The organism is Amycolatopsis sp. GM8, assembly GCF_021653975.1.
In the GTDB taxonomy this organism is placed as follows: Bacteria; Actinomycetota; Actinomycetes; order Mycobacteriales; family Pseudonocardiaceae; genus Amycolatopsis_E.
The window spans coordinates 1,005,277-1,019,898 of record NZ_JAJKFK010000003.1 but is presented as its reverse complement, the minus strand read 5'-3'; the positions used below and the strand labels follow the sequence as shown (position 1 = coordinate 1,019,898).

Annotated in this window: 15 protein-coding genes; 8 read left to right on the top strand and 7 right to left on the bottom strand. The window is 70.9% G+C overall.

Features of this window, described 5'->3' with window-relative positions:
* The first annotated feature begins 51 nt into the window (after positions 1 to 51).
* Complete coding sequence (locus LOZ83_RS40425; protein ID WP_236791984.1) at positions 52 to 1,080, top strand: DUF2889 domain-containing protein; 1,029 nt, start codon at positions 52 to 54, stop codon at positions 1,078 to 1,080.
* Here the strand turns inward: LOZ83_RS40425 and LOZ83_RS18225 are convergent.
* The 7 genes from LOZ83_RS18225 to LOZ83_RS18195 form a co-directional block, all read right to left on the bottom strand.
* Positions 1,077 to 2,111: an acyl-CoA dehydrogenase family protein gene (locus LOZ83_RS18225; RefSeq protein WP_236791983.1), complete on the bottom strand. Its 1,035-nt coding sequence runs from the start codon at positions 2,109 to 2,111 to the stop codon at positions 1,077 to 1,079. The two genes, LOZ83_RS40425 and LOZ83_RS18225, sit on opposite strands and share 4 nt — an antisense overlap.
* Positions 2,108 to 3,250, bottom strand: a complete 1,143-nt coding sequence (locus LOZ83_RS18220) for an acyl-CoA dehydrogenase family protein (protein WP_236791981.1) — start codon at positions 3,248 to 3,250, stop codon at positions 2,108 to 2,110. Before LOZ83_RS18220 ends, LOZ83_RS18225 begins: the two co-directional genes overlap by 4 nt.
* A gap of 6 nt (positions 3,251 to 3,256) precedes the next feature.
* A complete protein-coding gene (locus LOZ83_RS18215) occupies positions 3,257 to 4,057 on the bottom strand; it encodes a crotonase/enoyl-CoA hydratase family protein (RefSeq protein ID WP_236791980.1) in 801 nt (266 codons plus the stop codon).
* The gene (locus LOZ83_RS18210; protein WP_236791978.1) at positions 4,054 to 5,184 is read right to left on the bottom strand and encodes a thiolase family protein; all 1,131 of its coding nucleotides are present in this window, start codon (positions 5,182 to 5,184) and stop codon (positions 4,054 to 4,056) included. The genes LOZ83_RS18215 and LOZ83_RS18210 overlap by 4 nt, the downstream gene beginning before the upstream one ends.
* Entirely contained in the window at positions 5,184 to 6,038 is an 855-nt protein-coding gene (locus tag LOZ83_RS18205) for an enoyl-CoA hydratase-related protein (protein ID WP_236791977.1), read from the bottom strand. The genes LOZ83_RS18210 and LOZ83_RS18205 overlap by 1 nt, the downstream gene beginning before the upstream one ends.
* Positions 6,035 to 6,832, bottom strand: a complete 798-nt coding sequence (locus LOZ83_RS18200) for an enoyl-CoA hydratase/isomerase family protein (RefSeq protein WP_236791976.1) — start codon at positions 6,830 to 6,832, stop codon at positions 6,035 to 6,037. Before LOZ83_RS18200 ends, LOZ83_RS18205 begins: the two co-directional genes overlap by 4 nt.
* Before the next feature lie 133 nt (positions 6,833 to 6,965).
* Entirely contained in the window at positions 6,966 to 7,715 is a 750-nt protein-coding gene (locus LOZ83_RS18195; RefSeq protein WP_236791975.1) for a FadR/GntR family transcriptional regulator, read from the bottom strand.
* Between the two features lie 293 nt (positions 7,716 to 8,008).
* Between LOZ83_RS18195 and LOZ83_RS18190 the strand changes: the two genes are divergently transcribed.
* The 7 genes from LOZ83_RS18190 to LOZ83_RS18160 are packed head-to-tail and all read left to right on the top strand — an operon-like array spanning position 8,009 to position 14,619.
* Positions 8,009 to 9,142: an acyl-CoA dehydrogenase family protein gene (locus LOZ83_RS18190; RefSeq protein WP_236791974.1), complete on the top strand. Its 1,134-nt coding sequence runs from the start codon at positions 8,009 to 8,011 to the stop codon at positions 9,140 to 9,142.
* Positions 9,139 to 10,107: an acyl-CoA dehydrogenase family protein gene (locus tag LOZ83_RS18185; protein ID WP_236791973.1), complete on the top strand. Its 969-nt coding sequence runs from the start codon at positions 9,139 to 9,141 to the stop codon at positions 10,105 to 10,107. Before LOZ83_RS18190 ends, LOZ83_RS18185 begins: the two co-directional genes overlap by 4 nt.
* Complete coding sequence (locus LOZ83_RS18180) at positions 10,104 to 10,874, top strand: enoyl-CoA hydratase-related protein (protein ID WP_236791971.1); 771 nt, start codon at positions 10,104 to 10,106, stop codon at positions 10,872 to 10,874. Before LOZ83_RS18185 ends, LOZ83_RS18180 begins: the two co-directional genes overlap by 4 nt.
* Complete coding sequence (locus LOZ83_RS18175; RefSeq protein WP_236791970.1) at positions 10,871 to 11,992, top strand: acyl-CoA dehydrogenase family protein; 1,122 nt, start codon at positions 10,871 to 10,873, stop codon at positions 11,990 to 11,992. The genes LOZ83_RS18180 and LOZ83_RS18175 overlap by 4 nt, the downstream gene beginning before the upstream one ends.
* Before the next feature lies 1 nt (position 11,993).
* Positions 11,994 to 13,028, top strand: coding sequence for an acyl-CoA dehydrogenase family protein (locus LOZ83_RS18170; RefSeq protein ID WP_236791969.1), 1,035 nt, complete (start codon positions 11,994 to 11,996; stop codon positions 13,026 to 13,028).
* Between the two features lie 14 nt (positions 13,029 to 13,042).
* A complete protein-coding gene (locus LOZ83_RS18165) occupies positions 13,043 to 13,948 on the top strand; it encodes a 3-hydroxyacyl-CoA dehydrogenase family protein (protein ID WP_236791968.1) in 906 nt (301 codons plus the stop codon).
* Positions 13,945 to 14,619 carry an NAD(P)H-binding protein gene (locus tag LOZ83_RS18160; protein ID WP_236791967.1) on the top strand — a complete coding sequence of 225 codons (675 nt, stop codon included), beginning with the start codon at positions 13,945 to 13,947 and terminating at the stop codon, positions 14,617 to 14,619. Before LOZ83_RS18165 ends, LOZ83_RS18160 begins: the two co-directional genes overlap by 4 nt.
* Positions 14,620 to 14,622: the final 3 nt, after the last annotated feature.

Below are 14,622 nucleotides of genomic sequence, written 5' to 3'. Positions count from 1 at the left end.
TCACGCCCTGAAATTGCTTGCGGTACGCGAAATATCGGCGACCATGAGATGGTGACCACTTCAGCCTCGCGGCCGGTCCATCCCCAGCACGGCACACACGACCCGACGTCGGGCACGCCCGCGCGGCGTCCCGGCTCGGTGCGGCGCACGACGACGGTCGACCTGCTGCGTCCGGACGGCACCGGCGGTGAGGTGCTGGTCGACGCGCGGGGCCGGGATCTGGTCACGCCGGCCGGCGGCGGAGAAGCCCGGACCGCCGGGGTGAGCCGGGTGCGCGGCCGGGTGGACTACCCGCGCAACGCGGCACTCGCGGAGATCGACACCGATCCCGCGCTGGCCGGTGTGCAGCGGCTCATCGGCACTCCGGTCGCGTCCGGTTTCCGCGCGAAGGTGGTCGAAGCGGTTCCCGTGGCAGCGGGCGCACGGGCGATCGTGCACCTGCTGCTCGACGACCTGCCGGGCGCGGTGCTCGTGAGTGGTTATGCCGTGCACGCGCACGACGGTCATGTCGACATGCGCCACGACCGGACGCAGGCGGAAGCCTTCGCCGCGGGACGGCTCGACCTGTGCTCGGGATTCCGGCGAGACGGCACGATGCTGGTGCAGCTGAGCGAAACCGGGATCTTCCCGATGCCGACGGGTCCCGTTGCGCCGGATTTGGAGTCGCCGGCCGATCCGGCCGGCTGGCACGAGTACGAAACCCTGCCCGTGGGGGCGATTCGCCGTCGCAGGCGGATGGACGTGACCCGCGAGGACGGTTTCTTCCGGGTCGATGCGATGTTCCGGGACAGCTACGTCGATTCCGGCGGCCTGGAACTCGTCATCCATGAGTACACTTTGGACGCTGTGATCGACCCGGCGGAGCTGCGCATCGAGACGATCGAAGCGGTACCGCGCGTGCTGCCGTGGGTGGAATGCCCAGTCGCCGCGGCCAGCGCGGGCGCCCTCGCCGGCCGAACGGTCGGGGACCTGCGGCCGTGGGTGCGCGCGCAGCTCGCTGGTACGTCGACGTGCACGCATCTCAACGACCTGCTTCGGTCACTCAACGATGTCGATGGTCTGGTGCCCCTGCTGCGCTAAGGCAGGGGAACCCCCAGCTGCCAGGCGCTGCCGCCCGTGCTGGTGAGCAGGTCGGTGAGCCGCTGGTCCCAGGCGGCGAGGGAGCCGAATTCCGATCGCCACGCCAGCGCGGGGACGGTGACCTCGTGCAGCGGGTGTTCGAGCGTCGTGCCGATCGCGCCGTGGACCTGGTGTGTGTTGCGCACGACGACCGAGGTCGCGTGGCCGGTCACCGAGCGGGCGATCGCGATGCGCAGTTCGAGCTCATCGAGCGTGTCGGTGCCGCGCACCAGCGTCGCCACCGCGGCGTCCGTCGCGGCGCGGGCGAGGGCGGACTCGCACGCGGCGTCGGCGACGAGCTGCTGCACCGCCTGGAACTTCGCGAGCGGCCGCCCGAACTGGTGGCGCTGGGAAGTGTGGGAGATCGACAACTCGACAGCCTGCTCCAGCGCACCGGTCACCTGAACCGCCCTGGCCAGGGCACCACGCAGCAGATACTCGCGACGGACCGGCTCCTCGACCGCCACCCCGCTCAGCGCGGCGAGATCGACCTGCACGTCGTCGCGGGGCTGCCCGGCCAGATCGTGACCAGGCACAACAGTGACCATGGCGGCCGGGACATCGGCCACCAACCAGCGGCTTCCGTCCTGCCAGAGGGCCACCACGCTGTCGGCGCAACCGGCCCACGGCACCCCGCGAGCCCGGCCGGACGGGTCGAGACTCGCGACCGTCCGAATCCCACCGGCATCCCCGGTATCGCCGAGACCGGCGCGCGCCAACAGCCACAGGGCGAGCAGGTCGTTCTCGGCGAGCGGCACCGGCGCCGCCACCCGCGCCGCGGCGCGCAGCAGCTCCGCGGCTTCCACCCAGGTCGCCCCAGCACCGTCCGTCGCGGTCAGCCGCGTCAGGTCGCTCTCGCTCAGCGTGGTCCACAATGCGCGGTCCAGGCTCACCGACGCCGACGGCTCCTTCCGGTCACGCCGCCAGTCGCCGAAGATGTCGGCCAGCAGCCCGACGAAATCGGTGTCCACAGTGGACGATGGGGTCGTCATCGCAGTCCCAATCCGCGCGCGATGACCCCGCGCAAGATCTCGTTGGTACCACCGCGCAGCGTGTAACCGGGGCGGGCGAGCAGGGAGCGCTCGGCGGCGGCGCGCAGCCCGGGGGAGGTCGCGTCGCCCAGCAGCGCCGCGGCATGTTCGGTGAGATCGCCCTCGGTGACCGTGCCCAGGTGCTTGACCACCCCGGCGGCCACGTCGGCGGCCTCGCCCCGCTGCAGCGCGCCGGCCACGGAGATCGACATCTGGTGCAGCCCGATCACCCGGGCGAAGAACCGGCCCAGGTCGGTGCCCGCGGGCAGCTCACCGGCGCGCGTCGCGGCCACCAGCTCTTCCAGCAGGGGCTGGACCGACAGGAAACGTTCCGGGCCGCTGCGTTCGAAGGCGAGCTCGGCCGTGACCTGACGCCAGCCGTTCCCGACCTCGCCGAGCACCATCGCGTCCGGCACGAAAACCCCGTCGAAATGCACCTCGTTGAAATGGTGCTCACCGTTGAGCGAGACGATCGGGTGGATCTCGACGCCGTCCGCGCGCAGGTCGACGATGAGCTGGCTGAGCCCGGCGTGCCGGTGCTCGGTGTCCAGCGGAGTGGTCCGGACCAGGCAAACCGCGTAGTCGCAGCGGTGCGCGTTCGACGTCCAGACCTTGGTGCCCTCGACCCGCCACCCACCGTCCGTGCGGTTCGCCCGGGTGCGCACGGCGGCGAGGTCGGACCCGGAGTCGGGCTCACTCATGCCGATCGCGAACAGGGCGGTGCCCGCGGCGATGCGGGGGAGCAGCTCGCGCCGCTGCTCCTCGGTCCCGAAACGCACCAATCCCGGCGCCACCTGACGGTCGGCGAACCAGTGCGCGGTGACCGGGGCACCCGCGGCGAGGAGCTCCTCGGTGACGACGAAGCGCTCCAGGTACGACCGGCCATGCCCGCCGTACTCCACGGGGATGGTCATGCCGAGCCAGCCGCGTGCCGCGAGCCGGTGGGTGAACTCCTGGTCCCACCCGGTCATCCAGCTGTCGACCGCCGGGCGGAACGTGCCGGAGGAGATCTGTCGCGCGACGAACTCACGCACCTCCCGGCGCAGGCCGGTCAGCACCTCGTCCTCGAACACCGGTGGTGGGAACAGATTGACGGCCATCCGCGATCACTCCGCCGTGAAGACCGCGGAGCGCCGCTCGGCGGTCGCCGTGACGGCCTCTTTGTGGTCGCGGGTGTGATGGGCGACCGCCTGCAGCGCGGCCGAAAGCTCCAGGTTGTCGTCCAGGCGCTGGTGCTGTCCCTCGCGGATCAGGCGCTTCGCCATGCGCAGGGCCAGCGGCGGGTTCACCGTGATCCGGGCCGCGAGCGCCCGTGCCGCGTCGAGCAGGTCCTCCGGTTCCACGACCTGCGAGACCAGCCCCCACGCGAGCGCGGTGGCCGCGTCGACCGGTTCACCGGTGAAGGTCATCTCCATCGCGCGGGCGTTGCCGACGACCCGGGGGAGCAGCCAGGCGCCGCCATCCCCCGGGATGAGGCCGAGCTTGACGAAGCTCTCCACGAAGGTGGCACGCGTGGAGGCGATCCGCAGATCGCACGCCAGCGCGAGATCGCACCCCGCGCCGACCGCGGGGCCGTTGACCGCCGCGATCACCGGTACCTCACAGGACTGCAACGCCTGCGGCAGGCGCTGGATCCCCGCGCGGTACCCCTCGGCGCAGTGGAACGGTTCCGCGCCGAAGTGGCCGCGGCCCTCACGGATGTCCTTGATGTTTCCCCCGGCGGAGAAGGCCTTACCCGCGCCGGTGAGGATGACGCACCGCACGCCGGTGTCGGCGTTCACGTCGGCGACGGCCGAGGTGAGGCACGAGATCATGTGGTCGCCACTGATCGGATTGCGCTGGTCGGGCAGGTCCAGGGTCCAGATTTCGGTGTGACCGTCCCGTTCCCGCGTCAGCGGGGCCTTCACGCGACCGCCTTCAGGATCGTCCCGGTGCCCAGGCCGCCGCCGCAGCACATCGTGACCAGGGCCCGTTCGTGACCGCCCCGGCGGAGTTCGTGCGCGGCGGTGAGCAGCAGCCGCGTGCCGGTCGCGCCGACCGGGTGCCCGAGTGCGATGGCGCCGCCGTTGACGTTCGTCCGCTCGTGCGGGTAGCCGATCTCCTCCAGCCAGGCGCCCAGCACACTGGCGAACGCCTCGTTGACCTCGGCGGTCCCGATGTCGGACGGGCGCAGCCCGGCGCGCTCCAGGATCTTCTTGGTGGCCGGGATCGGTCCCGTCAGCTTCCACACCGGGTCGACGCCGACCAGGGTCTGGTGCTCGACCTCGGCGAGCGGGGACAGACCGTGTGCGGCGGCGAAGGACTCGGAGACCAGCACGACGCAGGACGCGCCGTCGGTGATCTGCGACGAGTTGCCCGCTGTCAGCACGCCATCGGGCCGGAAGACGGTGCGCAGCCCGCCCAGGGTCTCCATGGTGCTCTCGCGCGGACCCGAGTCGGTCGTGAACTCGCCGACCGGGTCGATCTCGACCGCGAGGCGGCCGCTCGCGATCGCGTCGCGGGCTCGTTCCTGCGAAGCGAGCGCGAGCTCGTCGCAGCGGACCCGGTCCTGCTTCCAGTGGTCGGCGATCCGCTCGGCCGACTCGCCCTGCGAGGTGACCTCGTACAGGTCGCGGTACTGCGGGGAAAGCGGGTCTCCCATGCCTTCGCCGACGTCCTGGCCGAGGGGATGGCGCGTCATGTGCTCGATGCCGTTGGCGACCACCACGTCCACCGCGCCGGACGCGATCAGCCCGGCGCCGTAGTGCGCCGCCTGCTGGCTGGAGCCGCAGCGCGCGTCGACCGTCGTGCCGGGCACCTCGGACGGCAGGCCCGCGGTGAGCCACGCGGTGCGCCCGATGCTGTTGGCCTGGTCGCCGGTCTTGGTCACGCAGCCCGTGATGACCTGGTCGACGTCTTCGGGTGCGACGCCGAGCGAGGCCAGCGTGTTCTTGGTCAGGGTGCCGAGCAGGTCGGCGGGGTGCGCGTCGGCCAGTGCGCCCTTACGGCGCGCGAACGGTGTCCGCAGGCCACCGAGGAGATAGACATTACCCACTACAGATCACCGGTCCCGGTCCAGAGCTTTTCGAGACGGTCGAGTTCCGCCTCACCGACAGGTGCGAAACGGGGCGGGCGGCGCTCCTGGAAGCTCCGCACGCCCTCCTTGAAATCGTCGTGCTCACGCAAGGTCTGCCACAGCTTCAGCGCGGTGAGCCGGGCCTTTTCGACCGGTGCCCGCAGTTCGCTGTACATCTGCATCTTGGTCACCGCGAGGGCCTGCGGCGAAGCGTTGGCGGCCAGATCGCGCGCGTACGCCAGCGCGTCGTCGAGCGCGTTCTCCGAAAGCCGGACCAGACCCATCTGCGCGGCTTCGGTGCCCCGGATCACGCGGCCGGACAGCAGGATGTCCATGGCGTTGGCGGTGCCCACCAGCGCCGGCACGAGGACGGCGAGGCCGTGCTCGGCCATGATGCCCCGCCGCACGAACGCGGCGGTGATCTTGGCGTCGGGCGTCGCGAACCGGATGTCGCAGACGCAGGCCTGGATGAAACCGGTGCCCGCGCAGGCGCCTTCGATCGCCGCGATGATCGGCTTCGGGATCGTGATCGCCAGGGTCTGCGGCTCCCGGTCCTCGGGGTTGTTGGCCCGGGAGCCGTTCGCCGCGTCGAAGAGGGCCGTCATGTCCGTGCCCGGGCAGAAGTTGCCCCCGGCTCCGGTGACGACGATGGCCCGGACCGCACCGTCGGCCGCGGCGGTGCGGAGCAGGCCGAAGTACTCGGCCTCCATCGCGGGCGTCCAGGCGTTGCGCCGGTGTGGACGGTTCCACGTGATCAAGGCGACGCCGTCGTTCACCTCGTACTTGACGAGCGGCTCGCCGGTCGTTTCGGCCGCCGTGGCGTGGCTGGTCATGCTTTCGCGGACCCCTTGCTCGAACGGTCGAGGAAGGCCTGGACCCGGGCCTGGTGCTCGTCGGTCAGGAACGACTCGCTCTCGGCCGTCATCGCGACGTCCAGCACCGCGTACGCGGCACGCTGGATGTGCAGGTTGAGCGCCCGCTTGGTCTCCTGGACCGCCTGGCGGGGCTGCGCGGCGAGCCGGTGGGCCATGGCGAGCGCGCTGGACATGAGTTCCTCGGGCGGCACCACGTGGTTGACCAGGCCGAGGCGGTACGCCTCGTCCGCGGGGATGCGGTCTCCGGTCAGGATGTACTCCTTGGCCCGCGCCAGGCTCATCATCAGCGGCCAGGTCGCCGCGCCACCGTCACCGGCCACCAGCCCGATGGACACGTGCGGGTCGGCGAAGAAGGCGTTGGTGGAGGCGTAGATGACGTCACCGAGGGACGCGATGCTGCAGCCGAGGCCGACGGCCGGACCGTTGACGGCGACCACCAGCGGCAGCGGGAAGTTCGTCAGCGAGTCGATGATCTTGCGGCCGTTCCGCAGCCGGATCCGGCGACGGTAGTCGCCGTCGGCGGCGACGTTCGGGAAGTTGGCGATGTCCCCGCCGGCCGAGAACGCCGACCCGGCGCCGGTCAGCACGACCGCCCGGACGTCGAGGTCATCGGCCAGCTCGTCCCAGATCCTCAGCAACGCGTCCTTGACGTCCTGCACGATCGCGTTCCGGGCGTCCGGCCGGTTCAGCGTCACGATGCGCACCGGCCCGTCGCTTTCGACGAGGATCGCATCGTTCGTTGGGTGCGACATCGCGGCTCTCCATTTCGGCTGTGATCTCGGTAAAAAGGATACCGAATGTGGCGGGGTCACGCAATGAGTCCGGCTTGCTCCGGGAACCATGTGACCGTGGCGGCTAATTCAGAATCCTACATAGCGGGGTAACTCAATGTGCGTCGGTGGCCGCGCCGTGCTCGGCCGTGTAGCTCGCGATGCCGTCCAGGTGCCGGCTCATCCGCTTCTTCGCCACGTCGAGATCACCGTTGACCAGGGCGTGGTAGATCGCCTGGTGCGCGTGATGGCTCTCGCCGATGCCCGCCGCCCGCACCTCGCCGGCCTGCGGGCCGCCGTTCGCTTCGGCCGTGAACTCCGCCTGCAATTCCATCAGGATCTCGGTGAACAGGCTGATCGCCGGGTTTCCCGTGAGCTCGGCCAGTTCGAGGTGGAAGTTACGCAGGTGCCGGGCGGATCCGGTGCCCTCGGCCGACGTGTACGCCGTCTCGATCTCGAGCGCCCGGCGCAGCCTGGTCGAGACCGCCGGGTCGTTCAGCCGGGCGCCGACCAGGTCCAGGCAGTCGAGTTCGAGGGACTTCCGGGCGGCCGCCAGGCTCGCGACATCGGTCCGCCCGTAGCGCAGATAAAGGGCCGCGGAACGTCGTACCCCGTGCGGATCGGGTGGTGTGACGAACAATCCGCCGCCGGGGCCGCGCCGCATGCGGGCCGTGCCGTGGTGTTCGAGCAGCCGGATCGCCTCGCGCAGGACGCCCCGGCTGACGTTGTACTCCTCGATGAGCGACTGTTCCGAGCCGATCAGCTCGCCGATCGGCCAGCGCAGGTCGATGATCCTCTTCTCGATCTCCACGGCGACCTGTTCCGCGCGCTTGAGCCCGCCGGGCGTCATGTGATCGGCGCTCATCGATCCCCGTCTCCAGCGTCACCGACTGCGTTCCGCCCGAAGCGTACCCGTTCACCCGGGTCGCCGGTGAGTGCGCAACTTCAGTCTGGCCACATAAAAGAGGATCCCGTAGAGTGCGGCGTCGATGGTTACCGCGAACATCGTGGGCAGCGAGCGGCCCGGATAGTTGAGGACCCTGGTATTCGGCTCATCGTTCGCGTGACGACACCAAGCGGAGCGGTAATTGCGATCTCTACTCCAATATGGGATACTGTTTTCAGTCAAGGCACGAAGGAGCGTCACGGTGGTCTGCCATGTCGGCTGACGTACTCGCCTCCGCCGAGTTGTCGGCGGAGTTCGCGCGCTGGCTCGCCGCCAATCGCGCCCAGGCCACCGAGCTGAGCGAGGCCGCGCTCCGGCCCGCTCCCGCGACGGAATACCTGGCCGCCCAGAAGGCACTCCAGTCCTGGTTGTACGAAGAGGGCTGGCTGGCTCGTGGCTGGCCCAAGGAGTACGGCGGCACGGGCAACGACGTCGGGCTGCGCGCGGCGATCTACGACCTGCTCGGTGCCGCGGACATCGCCGTGCCGAGCACCGTCAACGTCGTCGAGATCATCGCGCCGACCTTGCAGCACTTCGCGCCGGGGCTCGCCGAGCAGTTGCTGTCACCGCTCGTGGCCGGCGCCGAGGCGTGGTGCCAAGGGTTTTCCGAGCCCGAGGCGGGTAGTGACCTCGCCTCGCTGCGGACGCGCGCGACCCGGACCGAGCAGGGATGGTCGATCTCCGGCCAGAAGATCTGGTCGACCCGCGCGCCCGGTGCCGACCGGTGTGCGGTGCTGGCGCGAACCGGCTCGCCCGAATCGCGGCACCGTGGCCTTTCGCTGTTCATGGTGGACATGGACACGCCGGGGGTGGAGTGCCGGCCGATCGACGACATGTCCTTCACCCAGCACTTCGGCGAGATCTTCTTCGACGACGTCCAAGTTCCCGACGACCGGCGCATCGGCGATGTCGACGGCGGCTGGGCGGTGGCGCAGTACCTGTTGCAGTGGGAGCGCGGCATGTTCTCCTGGCTGCGCCAGTCCGCGCTGCTCGGGATGCTCCGCCAGTTGCCGCCCGGGGACGACGCGGGCCGCGGCGCGGCTTACCAGGACGTCATCGCGCTCCGGCTCCGTTCGCTCGGCACGTTGCGGGCATTGGCGGCCGGGAAGAGCGACGGCCCGCAGGTGTCGATCGACAAGCTGCTGCTGTCGCGGGCCGAGCGGTCCGTCCACGAGCTGGCGAACCGGACGCGGCCGGTCGCCGTCGACGACGGGACTCCCGGCTGGCACGAACGGCGGCACGAATACCTGCACAGCAGGTCGGCGCCGATCTACGGAGGATCCGCGGAGATCCAGCGGACGATCATCGCCAACCAGATCCTGCAGCTCGGCAAGGAGTCGCGATGATCCGGCTCGAACACAGCATCCCCGACGACGGGTACGCCGAGATCCGCGCCACCGTGGACCGGCTTTTCCAGGAGCGGCCGCAGGGTGTCGGTGTCGCGGACCTCGAAGACTTCGGCTGGACCGAGATGCTCGACGATCCCGACACGCGCGGCGCGGCGGCGCGGGCGATGTTCGAGGGACAGGGCAGCGCGCTCGCACTCGCCGGGACACCAGAAACCTTCCTCGCCGCCACATTGGCGGGCTTCGAACTCGACGGCGCGGTAGCCATGCTGCCCGGCCCGGACGGCGGCTACCTCGGCCTCCCCAGTGGTGGCGCCGACCCGGCCCGGCTGCTGCTGGTCGACGCGGCATCCGTCCGGTCATTGCCCGCGGATAGGGCGACCCAGGTCCACACCGTGGATCCCGGAGTCAGCCTGTTGTCCGTGTCGGCGGAGGCCACCGCGGACGCCACCCCGGTCACCGGCGCGGCACCCGGTCTGGCCCTGGCACGCGTCCAGGTCGCGCTCTCGCTCCAGCTCGCCGGCATGGGCGCGCACCTGCTCGAACTCGGACGTGACCACGTGCGCACGCGGGAGCAGTTCGGCCGCCCGATCGGCCGGTTCCAGGCCGTGCAACACCTGCTCGCCGAGGTCGCCGTCGCGGTCGCAGCCGCGGACGCGGCCAACCGGAACGCGCTGGACCTGATCGACGATCCCGGGTCCGCGCCGCTGGCGGCGCTGGTCGCCGTCGGCCTCGGTACCCGCGCCTTCGACACCGCGACCCGTGGCGCACAACAGGTCCTGGGCGCGATCGGCTACACCCGGGAGCACGAATTCCACCGCTACCTGTACCGCGGCCTCGTGCTGCAGCACCTGCTGGGCAGCCGCGACATCGACGCCCGCGTCGGCGCCGCGGCGGCGTCCACCGCGGTCACCCCACCGGTCGCCACCTGGTACGACCGCTTCGAGGAGGGGCTTCACCTGTGAACGAGCCCGTGCTGGTCGCTGTCGACGGCGGGGTGCTGACCATCACCCTCAACCGTCCGGACAAGCGCAACGCGATCAACCAGGCGGCCAAGGCGCTGATCCACGACGCGATCGTGGAGCTGGAGACCAACGACGACCTGCGGGTCGGCGTGATCACCGGCACCGGGCCGACCTTCTGCGCCGGAATGGACCTGTCCGAGTCGCGGGCCGGGATCCAGAACCGGCTCGGCGGCGCGGACGGCGGCTTCGCCGGTTTCGTCCGCTACCCGCGCACCAAGCCCGTGGTCGCCGCGGTCAACGGGCCGGCGCTGGGCGGCGGTTTCGAGCTGGTGCTGGCGTGCGATCTCGTCGTGGCGGTACCCACCGCGTGGTTCGCGCTGCCTGAGCCGCAGCGCGGGATCATCGCCGGGGGTGGTGGCGCGCTCCGGCTGACCCAGCTGCTGCCCAGAGCGATCGCCCGCGAAATCCTGCTGGCCAATGGCAGGCTCACCGCCGAACAGGCCGAACGATGGGGCCTGTTGAACCGGGTGGTGCCGCCGGAGGCACTGGCCAGTACCGCGCGCGAGCTGGCCGACGCCGTGTGCGTCGGCGCGCCGCTCGCGATCGCCGGCACATTGGCGATCAGCCAGACGATCGAGCGTGGTCTGGAGGCATCCGCCTGGGACGTCAACGACGCGCAGGTGCGGGGAATCCGGGCCACCGAAGACGCCAAAGAAGGCGCGACGGCTTTCGGTGAGAAGCGTGCTCCACAGTGGAGCGGGCGATGAACGGGGTCGACACGGAAGCACTCGCGAAGTTGCGTGGCGAGGTTCGGGCGTTCCTAGCCGAACAGCTCGCCGCGGGCACGTTCGAGCCCGGTGTGGACAGCTGGCTGGCCGGCTTCTCGCGCGAGTTCACCCGCGAACTCGGCCGCCGCGGCTGGATCGGCATGGTCTGGCCCACCGAGTACGGCGGGCACGGACGCACCGCCCGGGAACGCTTCACCGTGATGGAGGAGCTGCTCGCGGCGGGTGCCCCGGTGTCGGCGTACTGGGGCGGAGACCGGCAGGTCGGCCCGTCCCTGCTGCGCCACGGCAGCGAGGAACAGAAACGCCGGTTCCTGCCCGCGATGGCCGCGGGGGAGACGCTGTTCTGCCTGGGACTGTCCGAACCGGACAGTGGCTCGGACCTGGCCTCGGTGCGGACCACCGCGACCAAGCAGCCGGACGGGAGCTGGGTGGTCTCCGGTTCGAAGCTGTGGACCAGCGGCGCCCACCACAAGGACTACATGCTGACGTTGTGCCGGAGCCTTCCCGGTGCCACCCGCCACGACGGGCTCTCCCAGCTCATCATCGACCTGCGCGCGCCGGGCGTCACCGTCCGGCCGGTGCTGCTGCTGTCCGGCGAACACCACTTCAACGAGGTGTTCCTCGACGAGGTCCCGGTGCCGGCGGACATGTTGCTGGGCACCGAGAACGGTGCCTGGGCGCAGGTGTCGACCGAGCTGGCCGACGAGCGCAGCGGGCCGGAACGGTACATGAGCACGATGATGCTGATCCGGGCCTATGCCGAAGAACCGGTCGAGCACACCCGGAACCGGGACGAGACGATCGGCTCACTGGTCAGCCAGTTGTGGAGCGTGCGCGCGCTCTCGCTGCAGGTCGTGGAGCACGTGGCGCGGGGGGAGACCCCGTCGGTGCTGGCGGCGACGTCGAAGGACGTCGGGACCACGTTCGAACAGGACTCGATCGACATCGTCCGCCGCGGACTGGCGCGACCACCGGAGCCGGGATCGCGCCTGGATGTGTTGCTGCGTCAGGGCATCACGCATTCGCCCGGGTTCACCCTGCGCGGCGGCACGACGCAGGTGCTGCGCTCGGTCATCGCGAAAAGGCTGGGGTTGTGACGTGAACGACGAGCTGAACGGGATGCTCACCGAGGTGCTGACGGACCACTGCCCGCCGGCACTCGTGGAGGCGAGTGAGGGCGGCTGGTCCGAGGACCTGTGGAAAGTCCTGGAGAGCGTCGGCCTCACCGCCGTCGGCATTCCCGAGGAGCAGGGCGGCAGCGGCGGGGACTTCGACGACGCCGTCACCGTCGTGCGCGCGGCCGCGCGGTATGCGGCGCCCGTGCCCCTGACACAGACCCTGCTCGTCGCGCCGGTGCTGCGCGACCTGTTCGGACTGCCGCACCGGGCCGGTCCCACGGCGGTCGCGTGGACCCCGCTCCGGGCGAGCGCGCAGGGCGAGCTGTGGCAGTTGACCGGCACCGTCTCGGACGTGGCGTACGCACCGGCCGCCTCCAGCGTGTTGCTGCTCGGCGTGGACGACGCCGGGCGTGTCGTGCTCGCCGAGGTCGACGCGTCGCTGGACTGGACCGTGCGGACCGACCTCGCCGGTGAGCCACGCGGGACAGCCGCGATCGACGTCGTCGTCCCCGCGGCGGCGACGGACCTCGACCTCGCAGCGGTGCTCGACCGCGCGCGTGACGCGGAGGCGCTGGCGCTCGTCTGGGGCATGGTCGGCGCGCTGGAGAAGATCGAAGAACTGACCGTCGGCCATGTCACCGCCCGCGAGCAGTTCGGCCGGCCCATCGCCAAGTTCCAGGCTGTGAAACAGGTCGCGGCGCAGATCGCCGGCGCGGTCGCGATCGCGCGCGCGGCGGCGATGGAGGCCACCGCCGCGCGGGGGCGCCCGGATGCCGCGTTCGCTGTCGCCGCCGCCCGCGCCCGCACGGCCGGGGCGGGCACGGACGCCGCCCGCTACGCCCACCAGTTGCACGGGGCGATCGGCTACACGCGGGAGTACCCGCTGCACCACTACACGCGGCGGATCTGGGCCTGGCGCGACGAGGGCAGGTCCGCCGTCGAGTGGACCGAGCTGGCGGGCCGGCGCGCGCTGGCCGGCGGCGCCGACAAGCTGTGGGAAACCATCACCGGATAGCGAGGACAGTGCTGATGAGCAACGACAAAACCCACCGCCTCCTGGTCGTCGGAGCCGGCACGATGGGCGCCCAGATCGCGTTGCAGGCGGCGCTGCACGGCGTCGACGTCGACCTCGTCGACATCTCGCCCGACGCGTTGGAAAAGGGCCGCAGTCAGATCGAAGGTCTGGTGCAGCGCAACGTCGACAAGGGACGCCAGAGCGCCGAAGAGGCGGCGGCGACGCTCGCCCGGCTGACCCTCTCGTCCGATTTGGACAGTGCGGCCCCGCGCTGTGACTGGGCGATCGAGGCGGTCGTCGAGCGGCTGGACGTCAAGCAGGCGGTGTTCGGCCAGCTCGCGAAGCTGCTTCCCGCGCACGCCGGGATCGCCACGAACTCCAGCCACATCCGGGTGGCCACCATCGCCGGTGACGCCGACTACCGGGCACGGGCGCTCAACATGCACTTCTTCCACCCCGTGGTGGTCATGGACCTCGTCGAGATCGTCTCCTCGCCGCACACCGACGAGGCGATCCTGCAAGAGGCGTCCGCCTGGGCCGAGCGGATCGGCCGCCGCGCCGTCGTGCTGCGCAAGGACGTCGACGGGTTCCTCGTCAACCGGATCCTCGGCGAGGCCTCGCGGGAGGCGTTCTCGCTGCTGGCCGACGGCGTCAGCACGTTCGACCAGATCGACCTGGCCGTCGAGCGCGGTTTGCGGTGGCCGATCGGGCCGTTCAAGCTCGCCGACTTCTCCGGCCTCGACGTCCTGCTCGACTCCCGCTCGGCCCGCTACGCCGCCCACGGCGACGAAGGTGACCGCAAGAGCATCGAGGTCATCAAGCCCCTGGTCGAGGCCGGCCGGCTCGGGCGCAAGTCCGGCGCCGGGTTCTACGACTACTCGGTCAACCCGCCGGCCCCGCTCCCGCTCGACCAGCCGTGACCTCCCGGCTCGTGGTGCTCGGCGCCACCGGTGACGTCGGCCTGGGGGTCGTCGAAGCGGCGCTGGCCCGGGGGTGGGCCGTGACCGCGGTGGCCCGGCGCAAGGAGGCGCTCGACGAGCTGGCGGCCGAGTTCGGCCCGATGGTCCAGACCTTGGCGGGCAGCATCAACGGGGACGAGGCCGCCGCCGCGCTGGCCGACACGCTCGACCTCGGGCCAGGCACGTCGGTGGTGAATACGATCAGCGGTCCGTGGCCGCCCCAGCGGTTACTGTCGACGTCCTACGACGAATTGGTGACCTATTTCGCCGGCTATGTCGGCGCGCACCTGTCGGCGGCGCGGGCGCTGCTGCCGAGGCTCGCCGACGGCGCGGTGTATCTGGCTGTGGGCGGCGGGATGGCCGATTTCGTGCCCCGGGGCCTGGCACCGGTCTCCATGGCGCAGGCCGCGCAGCGCAACCTTTACCGGGGGCTCCAGGCGGAGAACCGGGACGCGCTGATCCGCGAGCTGATGATCGTGTCGAAGGTGAACGGCCGCGGCAACCGGCACGAAGCGTCCGATGAGTGGCTGACGGCCGAGCAGATCGGCCAGCGGATCGTGGCGGTCGTCGACGATCCGGACGCGGCGGACAACCGCGGCCCGATAGTGCGGATGACGCCGGAAAAGCCTTAGGAG